The sequence below is a fragment of the Methylomonas sp. DH-1 genome, from assembly GCF_046097555.1.
In the GTDB taxonomy this organism is placed as follows: Bacteria; Pseudomonadota; Gammaproteobacteria; order Methylococcales; family Methylomonadaceae; genus Methylomonas; species Methylomonas koyamae.
Window position 1 is genome coordinate 522,490 of sequence record NZ_CP143089.1, and the last position, 20,782, is coordinate 543,271.

Below are 20,782 nucleotides of genomic sequence, written 5' to 3' on the forward strand. Positions count from 1 at the left end.
CCACGCCGATCGGCGCGCCGTTGACAAGTTGGCCGGCATTAGACAACGCCGCCGGGCCGTTTTCAAGTCTGCCCCGTCAGGCCGGCAGTTGCGCCTGTAAAAATTCGCCGATCCGCGCTTCCAACCAGTAAGCCGGCCGGCCCCCGCTGGCGCCGACAAAGCCGACGTGGCCGCCGCCGTTGCTGATTTCCAAATGCACCGCAGCGGACAACTCCGCCGCGGCCGGCAGCACGCGTTCGGTCATGAACGGATCGTCCTTGGCTTGCAGCAACAAGGTCGGCACCCGGATGTGTTGTAAAAACTGGCGCGAGCTGCTGCGCCGGTAATAGTCGGCGGCATCGGCGAAACCGTGCAGCCGCGCGACTACGCGACCGTCGTATTGCCAGAACGAGCGAATCGGCCGCAGATCGCCGAGTTGGCGGATCAGTTCGGCCTGGTCGTCGCGGCCGATGGCCGACAGATGGCGTTGCTTGAGTTGCATGTACTGCTTCAATTCCCGCAACAGGTAATCGCGGTAGATTCTGGAGAAGCCCCGGTCCAGTTTGTCGGCGCATTCGCTCAAGACCAGCGGCACCGACACCGCGGCGGCGGCGAACAAATCGGCATCGGCACCTTGCTCGCCCAGCCACTTCAATAACACATTGCCGCCCAGCGAAAAGCCGATCGCGGCCAACGGCCGCTGCGGAAAACGCCGACGCAGCTCCCGCTGCAAAAAGCCGATGTCTTCGGTTTCGCCGGAGTGGTAACAGCGGGCCAAGCGGTTCATTTCGCCGCTGCAACCGCGAAAATTCAAGGCCACGCTGGCAAAGCCTTGGCTTGGCAAGCTGCGTTGCAGACCGGCGATATAACCCGAGCGGCTGCTGCCGGCCAGGCCGTGCAACAAAATCACCAGCGGCTTGGTTGCGTCTTCGCACCAGTCGATATCCAGAAAATCGCCGTCCGGCGTTGCCAGCCGTTCCCGGCGAATGGCGGCCGGTGGCGCGGTCCGCCGCAATAAGGCCGGGTAAATGGTTTGCAGATGGGGGCCGTTCAGCCACCAGGCCGGGCGGAAAGCGTTGTGCATGGTAGGCGCCTGCTTTATAGTTGATCGGAGAGCGAAAGCTGCCCGGAGAATATACCGCCGCTGGCGGCAAATACCAGCCTGCGCCTTGGCGGCAGCTAACATCGCGCCCTTTATTCCCTTCTTCACATTCCCGATGGTTCGATGTCCCGGCCCGTACCGATAAAAAAAGCCCCGCCAAAGCCGCGGTCGCCGTCGCGCCCGGCGCAAGGCGGGCGCGGCAAACCGGCTCGCAAAGCCAGGCGCAAACCTCCGTTGCAACCGGCATGGAACGGTTGGTTGCTGACTGTGGAAATTGCGGCGTTGGCCGTTTCCGCCGTGTTGGCGACGATGTTTCTGTTGGGTTATTCGGCCAACTGGCTGTCCGGCTCGGGATTTTTCACCAATCTGTTGCCGTTCGCCGGCGGCGTCGTGCTGTTGGTGCTGGCTGCGGCGCTGTTGTTGATCGTTTGGTGGCAGGCCCGGCGCTGGCTCGCCTTTCATCTGCGTTATTTGCCGGCCGCCGTGGCCGCGACGCTGGCGCTGGGGTGCGCCTGGTTTGTGGCGCACGACGGTTACACGCCGGTGTTCACCCATTTCCGCACGCTGGTCGGTGGCAAGCAAGAGGCCGAGCGGGTGACGCTGGCGCATCAGGTTTACGCCGCCTATCGCCGGCACGATAACGGCGGCCTGCAAAAAATGCTGGCGCGGGCCCAGCCGTTCGATCCGGCGATCAACGAAGCGGCTAGGGCGTTCGAGGTCGATGCCGATTTGCTGCACGGTATTGCCGCGACCGAATCGTCGTTCATGCCGCGCGACAGCCGCGACGGCGGCAAGGGCTTGTTTCAGATTACCGCGGTGCCCAAATCCATCACCCGCGAAGCCGCCCGCGAACTCGGCGTAGCCGAACCGTTGCCGGCCGACGCCCGCCATAACGCTTATCTGGCCGCGGCGACGTTCAAACACTACTTAAAGGAAATGAACGGCGATCTGTTTTTGGGCTTGTTGGCTTACAACATCGGTCCGCGCAACGGCGGCTTACGCTTCATCATGCAGCAATACGGCGCCAGCGATTTCGCGACGATGCAACCTTATCTGCAAACGCTGCCGCGCGATTACCCGATTCGGGTGTTGTCTTATGCCTTGGCGTTCAAATTGTGGCGGCACGACGGTAAGTTACTGGCTTACGAGGAAGGCGATAACGCCGTGCATATTCAACAGGTGGGGATTCCGGGGCTTTGAGCGGTGGGTATGCGGGCGGGAGTTTTGGACCAATGTCGTCATACCGGCAATCCCTGCCGGTATGACGGCTTCACTTAACGGCATTCGGTTTTTGCAGATGCCTGGTCGGTTTACTTGTTCATTGCAATCACGTTGTTGATCAAACTGATGCCGGGAAAGTCGGCCATGATGATGCCCACCCGTTTGCTCAGGCGGATGTTCAGATTCAAGGTTTGGTACATCCGGTTCAAAGTGGCGTAATTCGTTTTCAAATCGGCGATGAATTTACTGCTCAGTTGGTTGGTACCGAGGAAAGCGATCGAGCACAGGCTGCCCAGGCAACTGACGCGTGGGAAATCCGGATAGGTATTCGGGCTGGTCAGCGTGGTCAGCCCGGTCATCAATTGCGGCGCGCCGGTTTCGTGCGAACTATGGCCGCTGGCGACGAAATAGGGGAAGGCGCCGGTCGCACCGCTCAGGTAATTCAGATAGATTTTATTGCTGTCGCCGGTCGATGCCGACATGATTTGGCTTTTGACCTGCTGCCATTTGCCGTACAAATCCCAGTTGGTTTTCAGTTCGTAGTTGTCCTGTACCGTGCCCTGGTTCTCCAACGACGAATAGGAGATGCCTTGCAACACGCCGGCAAAGTTTTGCAGCATCACCACCTTGCCGCGAACGGCGCCCAGCGTCGGATTGCTGCTGCCGTTCGGTACCCAGAACAGGCCGGGATATTTACTGGCGATGGCATTAAAGGTCTCGGCAAAACTGCGGGTGTTGTTTTTGCCGGTGTTTTCCTCCTTAACCCGCATCACCACGGTTTCGCCGGGATTGGCGGCCAGAAACGCGTCGACGGTATCCAGCACGTCACTGAAGCTGGCATTCTGCAACACGACGCCGTGCGCGATCTGGAAGTTGTTGGCGATATGCCAGCACCGGATGTCCAGCACCCGGATTCCGGCGTTCAATTGGGTTTCCAGATCCATAGATTGGGTTTGCGGAATGTCGCCGCCGTACAAGGCCATCGAATCGTGAGTGCCGGGCAACGACAATTGGCTCAGCGGCAGCGTATCCGGCAGCGCGGTCAGCCATTTGGGGTTGACGGCGCCGTTGTAACTGTCGTGCGAATAAGCGGCGTGGTCGATAGCGGTGGCGGCGCCGGCGTCGAACGCGATCGCGGCGGCGAAGGTGCATGCGGTCAGAATGGATTTGATGTTCATAGCGGTTTCCTGTTTGGCGGATGTTTATTGAGTCAATGCCGATTGCTTCGGTCGCTAACTAAATGGCAAGCCCCGTGCCGGACCCGTCGCGTTTTTTTATGTGTTTGACCGATAAGAGTTTTTGTGGCGTTTGCTGTGCGCCGGGCGTCTTGTTGTGGCCGTGTTGGATACGATATTTCGTAAGCGACACTTTATGCCGTAACCCCGCGATGTGCGTCGGTCGGGGGAAAGCCGGCCGCAGCGAAGGTGGTTTATCCGCTTCCGCTGCGCCGAATTTGTGTTAATTTTGCCGCCTCGTTTGGTTAACACAGGAGCCTGCCGCATGAGCCAAGACCCCGAAATCGCTGCGGTGAAGCAGTATTTACTGGATTTACAAGACCGGATTTGCGCTGCGCTGGCCGCGGAAGAACCGGCAGCGCGTTTCGCCGAAGACGCTTGGCAGCGCGAGGAGGGCGGCGGCGGCCGCAGCCGGGTGTTGGCCAACGGCGAGGTATTCGAGCAGGGCGGCGTCAATTTCTCGCACGTATTCGGCGCCAGTCTGCCGCCGTCGGCAACGGCGAAGCGGCCGGAACTGGCTAACCGCCAATTCGAAGCGATGGGCGTATCGCTGGTGATCCATCCGCGCAATCCTTATGTGCCGACTTCCCATGCCAACGTCCGCTTCTTCATTGCCAAAAAAGACGGCGAGCCTTCGATCTGGTGGTTCGGCGGCGGCTTCGATTTGACGCCGTTTTACCCGTTTCGCGAGGATGCCGAACATTGGCACAGCACCGCCCGCGCCGCCTGCCAGCCGTTCGGCGCAGAGGTTTACCCCAAGTACAAAAAATGGTGCGACGAGTATTTCTTCTTGAAGCACCGTAACGAAACCCGCGGCGTCGGCGGTCTGTTCTTCGACGATTTGAACGAACCCGATTTCGATCAGGCCTTCGCCTTCATGCAAAGCGTCGGCGATCATTACATCCCGGCCTATTTGCCTATCGTGCAAAAACGGCGGAATACGCCGTACGGCGAGCGGGAACGCGATTTTCAGTTGTATCGGCGCGGCCGCTACGTCGAATTCAATCTGGTTTACGACCGCGGTACCTTATTCGGTTTGCAAACCGGCGGCCGCACCGAATCGATCTTGATGTCGCTGCCGCCGCTGGCGCGCTGGCAATATAATTGGCAGCCCGAAGCGGGCAGCCCGGAAGCCGAGTTATACGAAAAGTATTTAAAACCGCAGAATTGGTTGGGAAATTAACGCCGCAGCGGCCGATCAGCGTTAAATTGATCTCGGCCGATAAACTGGTATTCTTCGTGGCGGCAATGTTTCGAATTCGTCTCTAATAACGCTTGAAAACGGAAAAATCTGGTATGCAAACATTAACTAAAACAATAACAAAAACTGCGGCGATGATTGTTTTCGGCGCATTACTGCCGCTTGGCCACGCTGCCTGGGCGGAGTCGGACATGAAATTGCAGGAAAAAGCGCTGAAGGCGCGGGAAATGCAGAACATGGACCACTCCAAACACGCCGAAATGGAGGAAGCCAATCAGACCGGCGGCTTCCGCGGCGTGTTTTACGGCTATCTGCCTTGCGAGCAGGAGGGTTGCGACGGTTTCAAGATGACCTTGTCGTTGAAGCAAAGGAACAATTACCTGCTGGTGACCCAGTACGCCAAAGCCTCCTCGCGCGAGTATTACGACAAGGGCAAATACAGTTGGGATGACGCCAGCCGCATATTGACGCTGGTTTCCAATAAAAACGACGAGAAACGCCTGTTTGCAATTAAGGACGAAGGTACCTTGGTTCATTTGAACAAAGACGGCCAGCCGATGGCCGGCGACCAGGACGATTACACCTTGAGCCGCAGCGACAAAGCCAAATCCCGCGAGGTGCATATCCATTAGCAGGCATTCGGTTTAGCGGCGCCGGTGGCCTCGTTGAGCCGCCGGCCGCCTGCTAAATCGGCGACAGCATCTATAATTCCGGGCTGGCAAATTTTGTTTCAATCTAATCGCTGAGCCTGAGCCGGAATTGTAGCCAAGGTAAGCAGTACCAAGGATTGTATGCTCGACCTTTTCATAGCATGCTCGCGGCCGCCAAGCCCGACCCGATGGTACCGCGCGCTGGGTTTCAGAATCGCCGTACTCGGGCTGGTGCCGGCGCTGGCCGACTCGGCAGCACTGCCGGACTCGGCTCCGGTGTCCAGCGAATTTTATTCGCTGCAACTCTACGGCATCGGCTTCGAAGCCGGCGGCCGGCGGGCCGGAGTCTATATCTACGACCATACCTTCGATGCCCAAGCCTTCGGCTTTTTGAGCATCGTCAACGCCAACACTTCGCAAACCATTTTTTCCCGGACTTACGGCGATTACGGAACGTTCACGACCGCCGGCACCTTTTCCGAAAACTTCTTGTTGCCGTACGCCACGCCGCTCAATATCAGCATCAACGGCCGGGAATTCAGCAACATGTCGATCCTGATCGGCGGCCAAGTGGTCGCTGCCGGCGGCAGTTTCAATGGCCAATTCCCCAGCTATGCCACGACGCTGACGATAGACGATCCTAGCCCGCAGGCCAATAACGACAGTTATGTGACGACCAAGGAGCTGCCGGTGGCAATTAATCCGCTGGCAAACGATATCAACGCGACGCAACTGGTCAGCGTCGGCAGTCCGGCCCACGGCGCGGTCGGCAACAGCCGTGGCGGGCTGGTTTACACGCCGGCGCCCGGCTTCACCGGTACCGACAGCTTCAGTTACACCGTCAGCAATAGCAGTAACGTGCAAGCCAGCGCCAGTGTGACCGTGATCGTGGCCGACGGCAGTTTGAGCGACGCCGGTCCGGACCCGGAAGACAAATCGCTGATCGAGGTGGTGGAAAGTATGGTTGCCAACGGCACGGCCTCGCCGGCGTTGTTGGAGCGGGCCGAAGGCATCGCGCTGCTGTTGAATCAAGCGGATGGCCTGGAAAAAGTCGGTCAGGCTTTGCAGAGTCTGGCTCCGGAGGAAGCCGTCTCGCAAGCCTTGAGCGGCAGCCGCTTGGCGCGGATCCAAGTCAATAACATCAATCAGCGTTTGATCGAATTGCGCGGCGGCGCGACCGGAATCAGCCTGAAGGGTTTGTCGCTGAAACTGGACGGGCAGAGCGTGCCGACTGCGGCTTTGGCCAGTCTGGCGCCGTATCGGGCCGGGGGCGGTGCAGCCGGCGACGGCGAGTTATTCGAGCGGTTGGGTTTGTTCGTCAACGGCCAATTTGAGACCGGAGAACGCAGCGAGACCCGGCTCGACCCCGGCTACCGTTCCAAAACCTACGGCGTCAGTGCCGGCGCCGATTATTGGCTGACCCGCAAATTGCTGCTCGGCATCTCCGCCGGTTACGGTTACACCGATTCCAAGCTCAGCGCCAACTCCAGCCAATTGGATATCGAGGCTTACACCGTGTCGGGTTTCGGTTCTTATTCGATTAACGAACGCATGTTCGTCGATTTCATCGCCAACGGCACCTTTAACGCCTACAAAAACGTCCGCAACATCGCTTACGTCGACGCCTTCGGCCCGGTCAACGAGCAGGCCTCCGCCAAGGTTCAAGGCGCGCAACAGCGTTACAGTTCGACGCTGGGTTACGACTATCCCTGGGGCGGCTGGACCTTCGGTTTGCGTGGCCGCGGCGAGTACAGCGAGCAGTCGATAGACCGGTACCGGGAGCAAGGCGCGGTCGGCTTGAATCTGGACATCGGCGCGCAACGGATCGTGTCGGTGACCAGCGGGCTGGGCTTTATCGTCAATTATGCCGCCAGTACGCCGTTCGGCGTATTCACGCCGCAAGTCAATCTGGAATGGGAACACGAATACCAAAAAGACCCGCGGCGGATTCTGGCCAGTTTCGTCGAGGACCGTTCCGGCAATACCTTTTCGGTGCGTACCGGCGCGCCGGACCGCGATTATCTGAATCTGCGCAGTTCGCTGACCGCGACTTTGCCCAACGGCGGCGCGGCCTTTATCCAATACGAGACTGTGCTCAGCTTACAAAACGAAAGCCGGCATACCTTTAACGCCGGGGTGCGGTTTTCGTTTTGATCGTGAGTTGTTACGGAGCCGGTTGCCGGGCTTCACAGCGGCCGCGGCTCGGTGCCGCAGCATTTCTTGGCTTTTTTGCCGGAGCCGCACGGGCAAGGATCGTTGCGTCCGACTTTTACCGCGCTGCGTTGCGCCTCGCGCAATTCGGCGCGGCCGCCGACATAAAGCCAGCGGCCGTGTTCGCGGCGGAACTGCGACCGCTCGGCGTGCAGCATCTCCCGATTGTCTTGGCGGAAGCGGGCGACGAATTCCACTTCGGCGGCGTCGCCGCGTTCGCTGCGGTGGACGATTTGCAAGCCTGTCCATTGGCATTCGTCGGCCATCCGGGCGATATCGGTCCGGCCGAATTTGGCGCTAATTTCCGAGCTTTGGGTAAGCTCGATGTAATCCAATTGCCGCGTCGCAAACGCGCTATAGCGCGAGCGCATTAGCGCTTCTGCCGTCGCTGCCGGTGCGCCGGCGATGATCGGGCCGCAGCAGGCCTGATAATCCAGGCCGGAACAGCAGGGGCATAAATTCAGCCGGTGTTCGATAGTCATGTTTTGTTGTTTGAATTGAGTTGGCCGCAGGCGGCTAACACATCATCGCCTTTGGTGCCTCTGATCAGGGTCGGGATTTTAAAAATATCCAAAACGGTTTTGAAGTTTTCGATCGTGTCCCAATCCGGACAGGTATAACGAGACCCCGGAAACGGATTGAATGGAATTAAATTGATGTAGGCGCTTTTGCCGGCCAGCATCGTGCCCAGTTTTTTGGCATCGTCCGTAGCGTCGTTGAAATCCTTTATCAGAATATATTCATAAGTAATAAACTGTTTCTTTTGTAAAGGGATTTCATCGATATACGCCAGCACTTCATCGAGCGGGTATTTTTTGTTGAGCGGAATCAGTTCATTCCGCTTCTCGGTAAAAGGCGAATGTAGCGATAGTGCCAGGTTAACGCCGGGAATTTCCTCGCGCCATCTTTTCAGTCCGGGAATATAACCGGCGGTTGAAATGGTGATTTTTTGAATGCCAATCGATGTGCCGTGTTGCGATAAAAAAATTTCGCAAGCTTTTTTAACGGCATCGAAATTATGTAACGGCTCGCCTTGCCCCATAAACACAATATTTAAAATGCGCTGTTCGCCGGGCCGATGGCTGGCTAACCAATGCCAAGCCTGAAGAAACTGGCCAATAATCTCGCTGGTCGTCAAGTTGCGTTTCAGCCCTTGCTCGCCGGTAAAACAAAACGAACAATTCATCGCACAACCGACCTGCGACGACAGGCAAATCGAATATTTGTTATTAAACGGGATAAGCACCGTTTCGACTTTATGATGGTCTTTAAGCTTAAATAGAAATTTTACGGTTCTATCTTTCTCCGATTCGTAAACCGTATCGATTTCGGGCAGCGAAAAGTCGAAATTTTCCTGAAAAAAATTCGACGAATGTGTCGATATTTTTTGTTGGCACGGCGCGGTTTCCTTTTTCTTGTAATGCCAATTAAAAAGAACGGACGCGACCGACGGATTTAAGTCATTTTGACTTATAACCGCTTCTAAATCGGAATAATTCAGATCGTAGAAAGAGGGTTTCAAAAATTCTCTCCGGATAATAGGAATCTGGCCGCTGCCAATTCCGTCGAACGATGGGATTGGCGCGGCCCGCTCAATAACTCATTCGGCCAATAACGCCGCGATCGCGGCTTTGGCGTTGGATTGAGCGACAGCCTGGGCAAGTTGGGCATCGGTTAGTCTGTGCTTGATGGCCTGGGTGCCTTGCCAAGCGAAGGCCTGGTACTCTTTTTGGGCGAAGGTGGCAATCTGGCATTTTTTCCAGGGCGAATTTTCGAACGGCATTTTGGCATCCGCCGTCAAAGGCGCCATGTCTTCGGAACTGGGCGCATAGATCAGAAACTCGCCTTTCATCGCCAGCACCGCACGGTATTGGCGGGCCGTGGTTAGGTATAAGCAACCGACTTCGATTTCGGCAGGTTTCAGCCAAAGGCTTTTGTTTTTCTTCTGTTTTTTCATGCGTGATACTGAGGGAGGAGATGTTACTGGTGTTTTTCAAAAAAAAGCCTTAATTGCTCGGGCATCGGCAATCGTGAATAGTAACGTCAAAATCGCGCCCTTTGCTAAGCCTTTCCAATTCCGGCGGGTTTGGCGGCGATTAGAGGCCAACCGGATTAAGTTCGGTCGGCGTGTGCGTTTTTAAAAATCGTCACTGGCGCCGTTGCGGCTTTAACCGCGCGCGGGCCGTCCAGCGACAAGCGCAGGCCGCGAAAACGCTTACGGTATTGGGCCGGTGTCAGTTTGACCTGGCGTTGGAATAGCCGGTTGAAGAAACCGGCGTCTTCGTAGCCAACGTCGCGAGCAATCGTTTCCACCGGCAGATCGCCGGCTTCCAGCAGTTGTTTGGCTTCCTCCAAGCGTAACGTGTGTACGTATTCCAGCGGCGACAGGCCGGTGGCGGCTTTGAAGCGCCGGTTCAGGCTGCGTTCGCTGAGGCCGCTCAGCTTGGCCATGGCCGCAACCGGCGCCGGGCTGCGGTAATGCTCGGCAATCCAGACCTGGCAGCGGGCGATGAGCGCGTCCTCGACCTGGCGCGTTTGTGCCAATCGCGCATAAGGTTGTTGGCCGATCTGGTGCCAGTCGATCAGATTCAGTTTGGCGACCTGCATTGCCGCTTCCACCGACACCAGCCGGGCGATCAGAAACAAGGCCAGATCCAGCCAGGAAGTGCCGCCGCCGGCCATAATCAGGCGCTGGCCGTCGCCGGAGCAAACCAACGAACGCTGGCCGTGCACGTTGACATTGGGAAAACGCTGCCGCAACGTCGCGCAGTAGGCCCAGTGGGTGGTGGCGTCGTGGCCGTCGAGCAGGCCGGCCTCGGCCAGCAACATCGCGCCGGAGCAGGATGCGGCCAGCGTCGCACCGGCGCGGTAGCGCTCTGCCAGCCAGTCGGTTTCCCGGTCGAACAGGCCGGCCATCGGGGCGCTGGGCGGAATGTTGACTTCCGGCACGCAGACCACCGCGACCGGCGGACAATCGGCTAGCGAGAAATCGACCGGTACCGGGATGCCGTTGCAGACCGTCAACGGGCCCGCTTCCGCGGCCACCAGCAGCGGCCGGATCGCCTGCGGGCCGGGGCTGCCGCCGACGATCAGCGGCCAGTCCCGGCCCACCGACAACAACAAGTCGTACAAACCGAAGATCACCGAGGCGCTGGAAGCTGGAAACATCAAGATCGCCACCGGAATCGGCGCGTTGGCCGATTCGGACTGTTTTGCGCCGATTTGCCGCTGGTCCGGCCCGTCAGCCTGGGCTAAGGTATTGCCTCTGTCGGAAGCCATTTCGTGTGACGCCATGCCTACTCCTCTCGAATTATTGCTCGACCCGATGTCGTTAACCGTGTTTGCGCTGTATGCGCTGCTGATCGCCTGGGAAGCCTTGCGGCCGGCGAGGCCATTGCCGACGGTGCAGGGTTGGCGCCGGCGCGGCATCGCCGCGTTTTTTTGTTACTGGCTATTATCGTCGTATCTGCCGCTGCTGTGGAACGGCTACCTGCTGCGCTACCGATGCCTGGACTTGACTGGTCTGGGCGACGCTTACGGCGCATTGGTCGGGCTGTTGCTCTACGAATTCTGCGTCTATCTGTGGCATCGGGCTATGCATGCATCTGAAAATCTGTGGCGCAGCTTTCACCAGTGGCACCACAGTGCCGAACGGTTGGATTGTTTCGGCGCGTTCTGGTTTAGTCCGTTGGACATGCTGGGTTGGACGCTGCTGTCCAGTCTGGCCTTGACGCTGTTGATCGGCGTTACGCCGCAAGCGGCGGCCTGGGTGCTTTATGCGACAACGTTCTGCAGCGTGTTTCAGCACGCCAACGTCAAGACGCCGCACTGGCTGGGTTATTTTTTGCAACGGCCGGAAAGCCATTCCGTACACCATCAGTCGGGCGTGCATGCCGGCAATTACTCCGACCTGCCTTTGTTCGACCTGTTATTCGGCACGTTCCGCAATCCGCAGGCGTTTGCCGGGCAAACCGGGTTTTACCGCGGTGCGTCGAACCGGCTATGGGACATGCTGTTGATGCGCGACGTGACCCGGCCGCCGGCTGCTGCGATTGCGGTCGGCACTAACCGGCGGCGGAGATCGATATGAACGGCTGGCGCTTTGCGCTGGCGACGTTGGCGATCTCGCCTTTCGCCCCGGTTTGGAACGGCTTGGTGTACGTGTTGCGGTTAGCCGAGACCGAGCTGCAACTGCTGATGCGTCCGGCCAATCTGAAGCAATCGGCCGACCACGGCGCGTTTTTCGGCTTGCTGGACGACTTGAGCCAGTTTCTGTTGTACCCGATTCCGGGGGGCGTTGGTATCGGCCTGGTTCGGTTGCGGCCTGTTGGCATATCGGCTGTATCGGCCGCGTGCGGCGGCAAAAACGCAGGCGATATAAATCCAGCCCAACCGCACTTGGCGTATTGAACGATTCATAAGAGGGGAATATGAACACTGTAGAGCAACATTATGCCAACCATTTGGCGCCGATCTACTTGTGGATGGCCGGCGGTGCCGAGAGTGCATTGCAAGCCGGCCGGGATGATCTTGCCGCACTGGATTTAACGCTGGCGCCGGGCTGTACAGTCGCCGATCTCGGCGCCGGTTTCGGCATGCACGCAATTCCGCTGGCCGAACGCGGTTACCGGGTCACGGCTGTGGATCGTTCCGAATTGTTGCTCGACAGCCTCGAAGTTCTGCGCGGCGATTTGGCAATCGAAACGGTGCATGCCGACTTGCTGGAATTTCGCTCCTACCTGCCGGACCCGGTTGCGGCGATTTTCTGCATGGGCGACACGCTGACCCATTTGCCGGATTTCGCAGCGCTGGAAACCCTGATCGCGCGGGTAGCTGCGGCATTGCTTCCCGGCGGCACTTTTGTGGCAACCTTCCGCGATTACACGACGGAGTTGGTCGGCGACCGCCGCTTCATCCCGGTCCGGGCCGACGCCGATAGGATTCTGACCTGCTTTCTGGAATACCGGCCCGATACGGTTTTGGTGCACGATATCCTGCACGAGCGCGAACTGGGCGTTTGGCGGACCCGCGTCAGCCATTACCCCAAATTGCGGTTGTCCGGCGCCGTTTTGGCCGACGTCTGCGCTGCCAACGGTTTGGCGGCCGGCCTCGATTCGAGCCCGCGCGGCATGGTCAGCTTGGTGGCGCGGCGTCGTTGAAGCGCGGGCCGGCAGCCCATCGGTTTCCGGCCGGCGAGCGTAATGTGATCCAATCACGGGGCAAGGTTCCCGGAGGCTGGGAGTAGCGCTAGTGGTCGGGAATGGTGTGCCCGGAACGCCGGCCGGCGTTCCGGGCCGCGACCGTAGACCCCGGTCTTTGCCGCCGGCTAAGGTCTGCGGGATTGGTAGATGCTTCGGTTTATTTCAAGATTTCGGCGGCGGCCGCTTTCAGTTTGGCGGTGTCGGCCTGCATCGGTTTCATCATGTCGTTTTTGGAGGCTTTGGCGCCGGCCACCAACTCGTCGACGGTTTTGAATTTGCTTTTCAAAGCGTCGACGCCAGGGGCCACCGAACCGTTGTGGCAACCTTTGCAGGTATCGGCGTCTCCGGCGGACGCCAAAGCTGGCAGTAACGCTACGGCAATAGCTGCGGTGAAGGTAAGTAGGTTTTTTTTCATTCTCGGTCTCCTCGGTTTTGTAGTAATTATTGACTCAGAGATAGCGCCGCGCGGTTTTCCAGATTTTTCGATTGCGCGAACGTTAAACGCAACCGGTTTTTATCCGCTTGCGAAAAATTTTCTACCACAGCGCCAAAGCCAATGCAAATTCCGTCGCCGAGAGGGCGGCGATTCAAACTGAGGCGTTTGAACGATGCAACGCTACCCGCAATCGGTTGAAAAGTCGGTTCGCGGACCGGCTGCGCGATATTTCGCTACGAAAACTATCAAATTCGCCCCAGGCGATATGTGCGTGCCTGCAATAGTTCCCCGCGGCGCGCTATCTGTTTCAGCCCTGCAGTCGAAAGACACATATCTAATAAGAATGCGATAGGCTCCCGCCAGCAGTCGCTTGAGTCCACCGCGTTTAACCGTTTCAATGTCGCTTGTTGCTGATGCCGCGGGAGTCGTTCCAAGCTTCTCACGCATTCTTGATGGGCATGGCGCGGCCTCATAATGCAATGAAACCAACGCAACTGTTAACGCAAACGTACGCTATTTGAAGCTATGGCTGAAGATCAGCGCGACCGATACCAGCAGAAACGCCGCAGCCAGTCCGGCCAGGTAAATTTTAGGCGGTTTGGCGCTGCAATTGGTTGCCAGAGCGGCGAACGACAGCAGGGCCGTTGGGTAAGCCAACAGGTCCCAGATGCCGAACGCTTCGCGGTCGGCATCGGCCGCCGTCGCGGAATAATAGGTAAAGCAGCCGATGCCGGGTATCGCTGCAATCAACGCGACGATTACCAGCATGCGTATCGTTCGTTCCATTCGAAACTCCTCTGTATTTGCCAAGGTTAACCGAAATTGCTGTGAAGCAGGGTATTGCTCGCCGCGGCGTCAACACTGGCCTCGGCAGAAATGGTCGCACCCGTTTTATGACCGTGACGCCGCCAGGGATTTACCTGACTGCGGCACGCTAGGCAGTGCGCTACGCCGCAAGTGGAATTCGGTTGCGGTTTTGCTGCCGGACAACTTCTAACCCCGTTTCCCGGCGAATCGGATTACAATAGCCGCCATTTATTCTTAACTCAGGGTGCGGGTAGTTCCCGCCCGAATCGGCAGGAGCTATTTTGGCTGACAGAATTATTCGTATTGCCACCCGGCAAAGTCCGCTGGCTTTGTGGCAGGCCGAGCACGTTGCGGAGCGCTTGCGCCGGGCTTTTCCGGGCTTGCAAACCGAGCTGGTGAAAATGGTGACCCGCGGCGACAAAATCCTGGATGCGCCGTTGGCCAAGGTGGGCGGTAAAGGCTTGTTCGTCAAGGAGCTGGAGCAGGGCATGTTGGAAGGCACCGCGGATATTGCCGTGCATTCCATGAAGGACGTGCCGGTCGAATTTCCGGATGGCTTGCATTTGGCCGTGGTGCTGGACCGCGAAGATCCGACCGATGCCTTCGTCTCCAACCGTTACCGCTCTCTGGCCGAGTTGCCGGCGGATGCCCGGATCGGCACCTCCAGTTTGCGCCGCCAATGCCAAATTAAGGAAAAATTCCCGAATGCTGAAATTTTGAGCCTGCGCGGCAATGTCAATACCCGCCTTGCCAAGCTCGACGCCGGCGAATACGACGCAATTATTCTGGCTTCGGCCGGCCTAAAGCGGTTGGGCTTGGCGGAACGCATCACCGCTCAATTGCAACCGACCGAAAGTCTGCCGGCGATGGGCCAAGGCGCCATCGGCATCGAATGCCGGATCGACGATGCCGAGATTCACGGCTATTTAAAAGTGTTGCACGACGAAGCGACCAGTATCCGGGTCGGAGCGGAACGGGCCATGAACGCCAGGCTGAACGGCGGTTGCCAGGTGCCGATCGCCGGCTATGCGGAAATTCGCGGCCAGCGCCTGTTTATGCGCGGCTTGGTCGGCAGTCCGGATGGGGCGGTTTTGTACCGCGCCGAGGCCGAAAGCGATTTGGACCAAGCCGAAGCGTTGGGGCGCAGCGTCGCCGACCAATTGCTGGCGCAAGGGGCCGACAAAATTCTGCGCGAGCTTTACCAGTGATAGCCGGGTTGAACGGCGCGCGAATATTGGTGACCCGGCCTGCGGCCCAGGCCGAAAATTTGTGCGAATTGATCGAAAGCCGCGGTGGGGTGCCGGTAAGGTTTCCGACATTGGAGATCGCGGCCCGGCAACCGGAGGCGCAAGCCGTGCAAGACGCCGAAACCGGCGATTGGCTGATTTTTACCAGTAGCAATGCTGTGGATTTTGCTATACCGGCGTTCGGTGGCAAAATGCCGGGCTGGCGCGGCGCCAGGATTGCGGCGGTCGGCGCGGCGACCGCCGACGCGTTGCGGCGCGCCGGATGCGCGGTCGATTGCGTGCCGGCCGGCGAATTCAGCAGCGAAGGTTTGCTGGCTGAGCCGGCCTTGCAGCAAGTCGCCGGCCTGCGCTGCACCATCGTGCGCGGTGTCGGCGGCCGGGAAAAACTGGCGGACGGTTTGCGCGTACGCGGCGCGACGGTAGCTTATCTGGAAGTATACAGTCGGAACCGGCCGGCTGCGGATATCGGCGGATTGCGCGCCGACTTGCATGCGCAGCGCTTGGCCGCAGTAACGGCGACTAGCGTCGAGGCGCTACAAAACTTAGTGGCAATACTGGACGGCGAGGCAATCGAGCGATTGCGGCAAATTGGATTGGTGGTTGCCAGCGAGCGTATCGGCCAAAACGCGGAACAGCTCGGATTCAAACGGATTGCAGTAAGCCCGCAACCGACGGATGCAGCGATTTTAGAGACCTTGACGACGTTATTGAACGGGGAAAACAGTGGCGGAAGTAATTGAAGAACAACAAGAAGCTCCAGCTCAGGTGGTAGTAGTTAAGAAGTCGCACGCCGGTCTGTGGATAGGCATACTTTCCATCGCTTTGGTTGTGGTCACTGCGGCTGCGGGTTTTTATTATCTGCAGCAATTACGCGCCAGCCAAGATACCGAAAATAATCAGGACAATCTGAAAATCATCGAACTGGACAAGGAATTGAACGGCTTGCGCGAGCAGTTGGCCGGAGTTCAATCGCAGATCGCTAACGTCAATGCCGAAATGACCGGCAAGGACAACCACTTCAACCAAACTTTGGCCGAGTTCTCCAAATTGCACGAGGAGCGTTTGGCAACCGCCCGCAAGGAATTGGAGAATTCGATTTTGCTGGTACAGCGCCAATTGGGCAAAACCCGCGGCGACTGGCTATTGGCCGATGCCGAATATTTGTTGACTGTCGCGAACCAGCGCTTGCAGTTGGTCGGCGACGTCAATACCACGCGCCAGGCGCTCGAAGCCGCCGACCAGCGTCTACGGGAAAGCGGCGATGCTGCGGTATTCAAGGTCAGGGAACAAATCGCCAAGGAATTGTCGTTGTTGAATAGCGCCATCGTGCCGGATATCGTCGGGCTCTATGCCCAAATCCAGCAACTTCAGGATTCGGTGGAAAATTTGGCGGTATTTCTGCCGCACGCCGGCAAAGCCTTGGAAAAGCCGGAGACGCCCAATAACGATTTATCGGAACACGGCCATGAAATACTGCAGCAGGTTGCCAAGCAGTTGGAAGGCTATGTGGTGCTGCGCCATACCGACCAGCCGGTCAATGCGGTGTTGACGCCGGAGGAAGCGCATTTCATCAAGCAACAATTGAAAGTCCGCTTGGAAATGATTCAGATCGCGCTGGTACAACAAAACGATGCGTTGTTTTCCAGTAGCATCGCCGATGCCAAGCAGTGGTTGAAGAAAAACTTCTCCGAAAACCAGCAGACCGACGCTTTTGCCGCCGAGCTGGATAAACTGGCCGGCGTCCAGATTCGCAGCCAGTATCCGGATGTCAGCGCTTCGCTGAAGCTGTTGAAGGATATCAGCAAGCTGCGCATAGAAACCGACAAGGCCGTGTTCAACAATTCGCCTGCGCCGGCCGAAGCCGCAACGGCCGGCCAGTAACCCGCGGTGGCGCCATGAAAAATCTAGTCTATTTCCTCGGCTCCCTGCTTTGCGCGGTCGCCGCAGCCTATGCGCTGCATAGTTGGTTGGCCGAGCATAACGATCCCGGCTACGTCTTGATCGGTTTCGGCCATTGGTCGCTGGAAACGTCGCTGACGGTCTTTGCCGTGGCGTCGGTGATCGGTTTTTTCGGGTTGTACAGCTTCTTTCGCTTGCTGGGCGTATTGCTGAGGCTGCCGGGACAGATCTCGCGGCGGCGGCGTAACATCAAATTCAACCGGTCTCAGGAAGCGCTGATCGCCGGTTTGTTCGATGCCGCCGACGGCAATTGGGAGCGGGCGGAGAAAGTTCTGGTCAAACACGCCGCCAACAGCGGCGCGCCGCTGCTGCATTATCTGACTGCGGCGCGGGCGGCGCAGTCGCGCGGCGCGCTGGACAAACGCGACGAATACCTGCAAAAGGCAGCGGCGCAATCGTCCGACACCAACATTACCGTCGGCTTGACCCAGGCGGAATTGCACCTTTCCGGGCAGCAGTTCGAGCAGGCGCTGGAGACTTTGGGTAAATTGCATTCGATCAACCCCGGCCATGCCCGGGTGTTGAAAATGATGCACCAGGCTTACCAGCATTTGGGCGATTGGGAAGGGCTGAGCAAATTGCTGCCGTCTTTGCAGCAGCATAAAGTGCTGATGGAAGCCGAAGTCAAGTTGCTGGAAACCGAAACCTTCAGCCGGTTGCTGAAACAAGCGGCGGAGCGCAACGAGGCCGACGCGATCCAAGCCTGCTGGGAAACCGTTCCCGATCACATCAAAACCGTACCGGGTATCGCCAACATTTATTTCGCGGCGATGATAGCTGCCGGCGCCGGTGCAACCGTCGAGTCGGCGATGTTGAAACAGCTGGGCCGGCATTGGGACGACACCTTGCTGGTATTGCTGGCTAGCATCGAAACAGCGGATCCGGTCAAGCATTTGCAATCGATAGAACAGTGGCTGGCGGTGCATCCGACCAATGCCGTGTTGCTGCGGGTATTGGGCAAGCTGGCGTTAAAAGTCCAGCAAATGGAAAAGTCCGAGCAATATTTGTTGAAGAGCCTGAATATCGAACCTTCGGTCGCCGCTTACCAATTGCTCGGCGAAGTGCAGTTCAGCCGCGGCGAAAAAGACCAGGCCTGCGAGAGCTTCAAGCGCGGCTTGCTGCTGGCTTCGGATGAGGTGGTCGGCAATATCGAAGCCGTTACCGGTTAGCTTTCGGCCAAGCTCGGGCCGGGCCTGTGGCGGGCGCTTAGAAAACTTCCGGTTCGGTTCCGACCCGGCCGACGGCCGGATCCAAGTTGCGGTAAGCCACCAATTTGTTTCTGCCGCCGGCTTTGGCCTGGTAGAGCGCCTTATCCGCCCTGTCTAATAAATGGATCGGCAGCGTCAGATGGTCGATATGGGTCAGGCCGATGCTGACCGTGACCGGGCCGGAGATCGGAAACCGATGGCGTTCGATGGCTGCGCGAAACCGCTCGAAGGTAGCCTCGGCATCGGCCTGGTTGACCAGATTCAATATCACGACAAATTCCTCGCCGCCGAAGCGGAATAAAAAGTCGTTGTATCGAAAATGTTTTTCCATCGCCTGGCTAAACACCAGCAACACCTCGTCGCCGTATAAATGGCCGTAAGTGTCGTTAATCCGCTTGAAATTGTCGATATCCAGCATGGCGATCCAGGAGCTCTTCTCCTGGCAACGGTCCTGGATCGGGTGCATCCGGAAATATTCGCAGACCTGCAGCATGCGGGCGTCGAACGACTGCCGATTCGGCAGTTTGGTTAGCGGGTCGCGCTCCTTGCTGTCGTGCAACGCCACCAGATTGCGATAGAGCGCGATCATGTCGGCGAGCAAGGCCAAGGCCGCGGCATCGAACTCGCCCTTCAGCAACAAGGCCCGATCCGGTCCGCCCAGCTCGCGTACCGGGGCGACGATTCGGGTGAACAGTCCTGCCGCATTCGGTTTGCTGGGTTTCAGGTCGGCGCTGCTGTTGAACTCATTGAGCAGATCAATTTCCTCTTCCTGCGGCTGTTCGGTGAAGTCCAGCGGGAAACGCCGCACCAATTGCTCGCTGGTGCATCGGGCTTCGCCGGTTTTTAGGTTGCGTTCGCCGTAAACTTCGTAAGCCACGGCCTTACTTATCCAGGGCAATTCTTCCAGTAAATGCAAAAAGCGATAGGTCAGGCCTTGGTAGTCGGGTTGTTCGCTTAATGAGATCGCCCAATTCGAGATGTGCCGGTAGTCGGGATGCGCGTTCAATGCAGTGGGCCGTTGGTCAGCAGGGTTAAAAGTACAGCTATATTCTGCTTTAATCGCCAACAGTTTCGAAACATTTTTTTTTCGGCGCTGGTGGCTAATGGCCGCTAGGCCGGGACTGGGGGAGGCGACGATCTGGAAGGTTAGTCGGAGCCGGCGTAAAACTATAGGCAGCGGATCGCCATGCAGGAGATGTCGTCGTGGGCGTCGCCGGTTGCCAGATGCCGCTCCAGCGCCGCTTTGACGGCATCGATGCGCCGGCCAGCCGGGTTGGCGGACAGCGCCGCGATCACGCCGTGTGGGCCGAAACGGGCGTGCTCGGCATTTTGGGCGTCGGTCAGGCCGTCGGAGTAAACAAACAGCTCGCAAGCCGCTTGCCATTGCCAGAGTTCGCAGCGGTCGTCGAATTCCGCGTCGGGCAAGATGCCGGCGAAGGTGTGGCGGGATTGGAAGGCTTGTATCACCTCGCCGGCGGCATTCAGCGCCATGGCGGCCGGCAAGCCGCCGTTCCAGATATCTATCGATTTGCGCGCGCTGTCTATCATGCCGATGGCCAGCGCCACGAAGCGGTCCGGCGGCATTTGCGAATATAGCAAGCGGTTTATTTCCCTGACGATGATGGCAATTGCCAAGCCTTTTCGGGTCATGGCCTGAAACGCCTGGTTGACGATGACGGTCGGAATCGCCGCCGCCAGCCCGTGGCCGGTCGAATCGGCCAGCATGAAATAAATTTGCTGTTGGCTGATGCGCCGGGCGCTAATCAGATCGCCGCTGAAGCGGTGGGCCGGTTTCAACCAGAATTGCAAATGGTCGTCTTTCAGGTCGTTTTGCCGGATCAAACGGGCGAAAATGTTTTGCAGGAACAATTGCTCGGTTTCGTTCCGGTCGCGGTAAATTTTCAATTGCGCGGTGTCGGCGGCGATGACCTGCTGCATGTCCAAAAAACGCTGCACCGAATTCAGCTTGGCCTGCAAAATGGCCTGGTTAAACGGCTTCGGTAAATAATCGTCGGCCCCGGCTTCCAGGCCGGCGACGATGTCTTCGGTTTCGCTCAAGGCGCTGACGACAAAGATTGGCGTCCATTTGTCGCGGCCTATCGCGCGGATGGCTTTGATCGCCTGTAGGCCGTCCATGGCCGGCATCATGATGTCCATCAACACCAGATCGGGATCGGTGGCGGCGAACAGGGCGACGGCTTCGCCGCCGTTGGCGGCCAGAACGACTTGATGCCGCATCCGGGTCAATAATTTATCGAGCAGCGCTCTGTTTTCCGGCAAATCGTCGGCGACCAATATTTTCATTAGGAATCGTACCGTTATTGG

General features: G+C 58.1%; 21 protein-coding genes. 11 read left to right on the top strand and 10 right to left on the bottom strand.

The genetic code is table 11. The features are described 5' to 3' along the window. Positions 1–76: 76 nt before the first annotated feature. Complete coding sequence (locus VXJ35_RS02395) at positions 77–1,063, bottom strand: hydrolase (protein WP_064020345.1); 987 nt, start codon at positions 1,061–1,063, stop codon at positions 77–79. 252 nt (positions 1,064–1,315) lie between these two features. Between VXJ35_RS02395 and VXJ35_RS02400 the strand changes: the two genes are divergently transcribed. Then, positions 1,316–2,281 (top strand): lytic transglycosylase domain-containing protein, encoded by a 966-nt coding sequence (locus VXJ35_RS02400; protein WP_231914833.1) that lies wholly within the window; start codon positions 1,316–1,318, stop codon positions 2,279–2,281. A 110-nt stretch (positions 2,282–2,391) separates the two neighbouring features. On the opposite strand, the gene VXJ35_RS02405 is transcribed toward VXJ35_RS02400, so the two are convergent. Continuing rightward, complete coding sequence (locus VXJ35_RS02405; RefSeq protein ID WP_082880771.1) at positions 2,392–3,480, bottom strand: phosphatidylinositol-specific phospholipase C; 1,089 nt, start codon at positions 3,478–3,480, stop codon at positions 2,392–2,394. Positions 3,481–3,802: 322 nt separating this feature from the next. Between VXJ35_RS02405 and hemF the strand changes: the two genes are divergently transcribed. The 3 genes from hemF (at position 3,803) to VXJ35_RS02420 (ending at position 7,542) form a co-directional block, all read left to right on the top strand. Beyond that, a complete protein-coding gene (gene hemF / locus VXJ35_RS02410) occupies positions 3,803–4,720 on the top strand; it encodes an oxygen-dependent coproporphyrinogen oxidase (protein WP_064020347.1) in 918 nt (305 codons plus the stop codon). A 209-nt stretch (positions 4,721–4,929) separates the two neighbouring features. Beyond that, on the top strand, positions 4,930–5,370 hold the full coding sequence (locus VXJ35_RS02415) for a copper resistance protein NlpE (RefSeq protein WP_310752155.1): 441 nt from the start codon (positions 4,930–4,932) through the stop codon (positions 5,368–5,370). A 159-nt stretch (positions 5,371–5,529) separates the two neighbouring features. Further along, complete coding sequence (locus VXJ35_RS02420; RefSeq protein WP_064020349.1) at positions 5,530–7,542, top strand: autotransporter domain-containing protein; 2,013 nt, start codon at positions 5,530–5,532, stop codon at positions 7,540–7,542. Between the two features lie 32 nt (positions 7,543–7,574). On the opposite strand, the gene VXJ35_RS02425 is transcribed toward VXJ35_RS02420, so the two are convergent. The 4 genes from VXJ35_RS02425 to VXJ35_RS02440 form a co-directional block, all read right to left on the bottom strand. Further along, positions 7,575–8,081 (bottom strand): YchJ family protein, encoded by a 507-nt coding sequence (locus VXJ35_RS02425; protein WP_231914834.1) that lies wholly within the window; start codon positions 8,079–8,081, stop codon positions 7,575–7,577. Further along, a complete protein-coding gene (gene rlmN / locus VXJ35_RS02430) occupies positions 8,078–9,121 on the bottom strand; it encodes a 23S rRNA (adenine(2503)-C(2))-methyltransferase RlmN (RefSeq protein ID WP_064020350.1) in 1,044 nt (347 codons plus the stop codon). The genes VXJ35_RS02425 and rlmN overlap by 4 nt, the downstream gene beginning before the upstream one ends. A gap of 78 nt (positions 9,122–9,199) precedes the next feature. Then, the gene (locus tag VXJ35_RS02435) at positions 9,200–9,556 is read right to left on the bottom strand and encodes a hypothetical protein (RefSeq protein ID WP_064020351.1); all 357 of its coding nucleotides are present in this window, start codon (positions 9,554–9,556) and stop codon (positions 9,200–9,202) included. A 155-nt stretch (positions 9,557–9,711) separates the two neighbouring features. Beyond that, complete coding sequence (locus VXJ35_RS02440; RefSeq protein ID WP_082880772.1) at positions 9,712–10,893, bottom strand: GlxA family transcriptional regulator; 1,182 nt, start codon at positions 10,891–10,893, stop codon at positions 9,712–9,714. On the opposite strand from VXJ35_RS02440, the gene VXJ35_RS02445 reads away from it, so the two are divergent. From VXJ35_RS02445 to VXJ35_RS02455, 3 genes are read left to right on the top strand one after another with little or no spacing between them, the layout of a single operon-like run. Further along, positions 10,892–11,689 carry a sterol desaturase family protein gene (locus VXJ35_RS02445; protein WP_064020352.1) on the top strand — a complete coding sequence of 266 codons (798 nt, stop codon included), beginning with the start codon at positions 10,892–10,894 and terminating at the stop codon, positions 11,687–11,689. The genes VXJ35_RS02440 and VXJ35_RS02445 overlap by 2 nt on opposite strands. Continuing rightward, positions 11,686–12,009 (top strand): hypothetical protein, encoded by a 324-nt coding sequence (locus VXJ35_RS02450; RefSeq protein WP_064020353.1) that lies wholly within the window; start codon positions 11,686–11,688, stop codon positions 12,007–12,009. The genes VXJ35_RS02445 and VXJ35_RS02450 overlap by 4 nt, the downstream gene beginning before the upstream one ends. 20 nt (positions 12,010–12,029) lie before the next feature. Further along, positions 12,030–12,758, top strand: coding sequence for a bifunctional 2-polyprenyl-6-hydroxyphenol methylase/3-demethylubiquinol 3-O-methyltransferase UbiG (locus VXJ35_RS02455; protein ID WP_064020354.1), 729 nt, complete (start codon positions 12,030–12,032; stop codon positions 12,756–12,758). A 199-nt stretch (positions 12,759–12,957) separates the two neighbouring features. Here the strand turns inward: VXJ35_RS02455 and VXJ35_RS02460 are convergent, their stop codons facing one another. Both VXJ35_RS02460 and VXJ35_RS02465 read right to left on the bottom strand, forming a co-directional pair. Next, the gene (locus VXJ35_RS02460; RefSeq protein WP_064020355.1) at positions 12,958–13,215 is read right to left on the bottom strand and encodes a hypothetical protein; all 258 of its coding nucleotides are present in this window, start codon (positions 13,213–13,215) and stop codon (positions 12,958–12,960) included. Positions 13,216–13,749: 534 nt separating this feature from the next. Continuing rightward, positions 13,750–14,022: a hypothetical protein gene (locus VXJ35_RS02465; RefSeq protein ID WP_157198045.1), complete on the bottom strand. Its 273-nt coding sequence runs from the start codon at positions 14,020–14,022 to the stop codon at positions 13,750–13,752. Between the two features lie 302 nt (positions 14,023–14,324). On the opposite strand from VXJ35_RS02465, the gene hemC reads away from it, so the two are divergent. Genes hemC through VXJ35_RS02485 form a run of 4 tightly spaced genes read left to right on the top strand, consistent with a single transcriptional unit; the run spans position 14,325 to position 18,418 of the window. Then, on the top strand, positions 14,325–15,251 hold the full coding sequence (hemC, locus tag VXJ35_RS02470) for a hydroxymethylbilane synthase (protein WP_064020357.1): 927 nt from the start codon (positions 14,325–14,327) through the stop codon (positions 15,249–15,251). A 29-nt stretch (positions 15,252–15,280) separates the two neighbouring features. Beyond that, positions 15,281–16,030: a uroporphyrinogen-III synthase gene (locus VXJ35_RS02475; protein WP_231914835.1), complete on the top strand. Its 750-nt coding sequence runs from the start codon at positions 15,281–15,283 to the stop codon at positions 16,028–16,030. Continuing rightward, positions 16,014–17,171 (top strand): uroporphyrinogen-III C-methyltransferase, encoded by a 1,158-nt coding sequence (locus VXJ35_RS02480; RefSeq protein WP_064020358.1) that lies wholly within the window; start codon positions 16,014–16,016, stop codon positions 17,169–17,171. The genes VXJ35_RS02475 and VXJ35_RS02480 overlap by 17 nt, the downstream gene beginning before the upstream one ends. 14 nt (positions 17,172–17,185) lie before the next feature. Then, a complete protein-coding gene (locus VXJ35_RS02485; RefSeq protein WP_064020359.1) occupies positions 17,186–18,418 on the top strand; it encodes a heme biosynthesis HemY N-terminal domain-containing protein in 1,233 nt (410 codons plus the stop codon). 37 nt (positions 18,419–18,455) lie between these two features. Here VXJ35_RS02485 and VXJ35_RS02490 read toward each other — a convergent pair whose 3' ends face one another. Both VXJ35_RS02490 and VXJ35_RS02495 read right to left on the bottom strand, forming a co-directional pair. Continuing rightward, positions 18,456–19,463, bottom strand: coding sequence for a GGDEF domain-containing protein (locus tag VXJ35_RS02490; protein ID WP_064020360.1), 1,008 nt, complete (start codon positions 19,461–19,463; stop codon positions 18,456–18,458). 161 nt (positions 19,464–19,624) lie between these two features. Next, positions 19,625–20,761 (bottom strand): PP2C family protein-serine/threonine phosphatase, encoded by a 1,137-nt coding sequence (locus VXJ35_RS02495; RefSeq protein ID WP_064020361.1) that lies wholly within the window; start codon positions 20,759–20,761, stop codon positions 19,625–19,627. Positions 20,762–20,782: the final 21 nt, after the last annotated feature.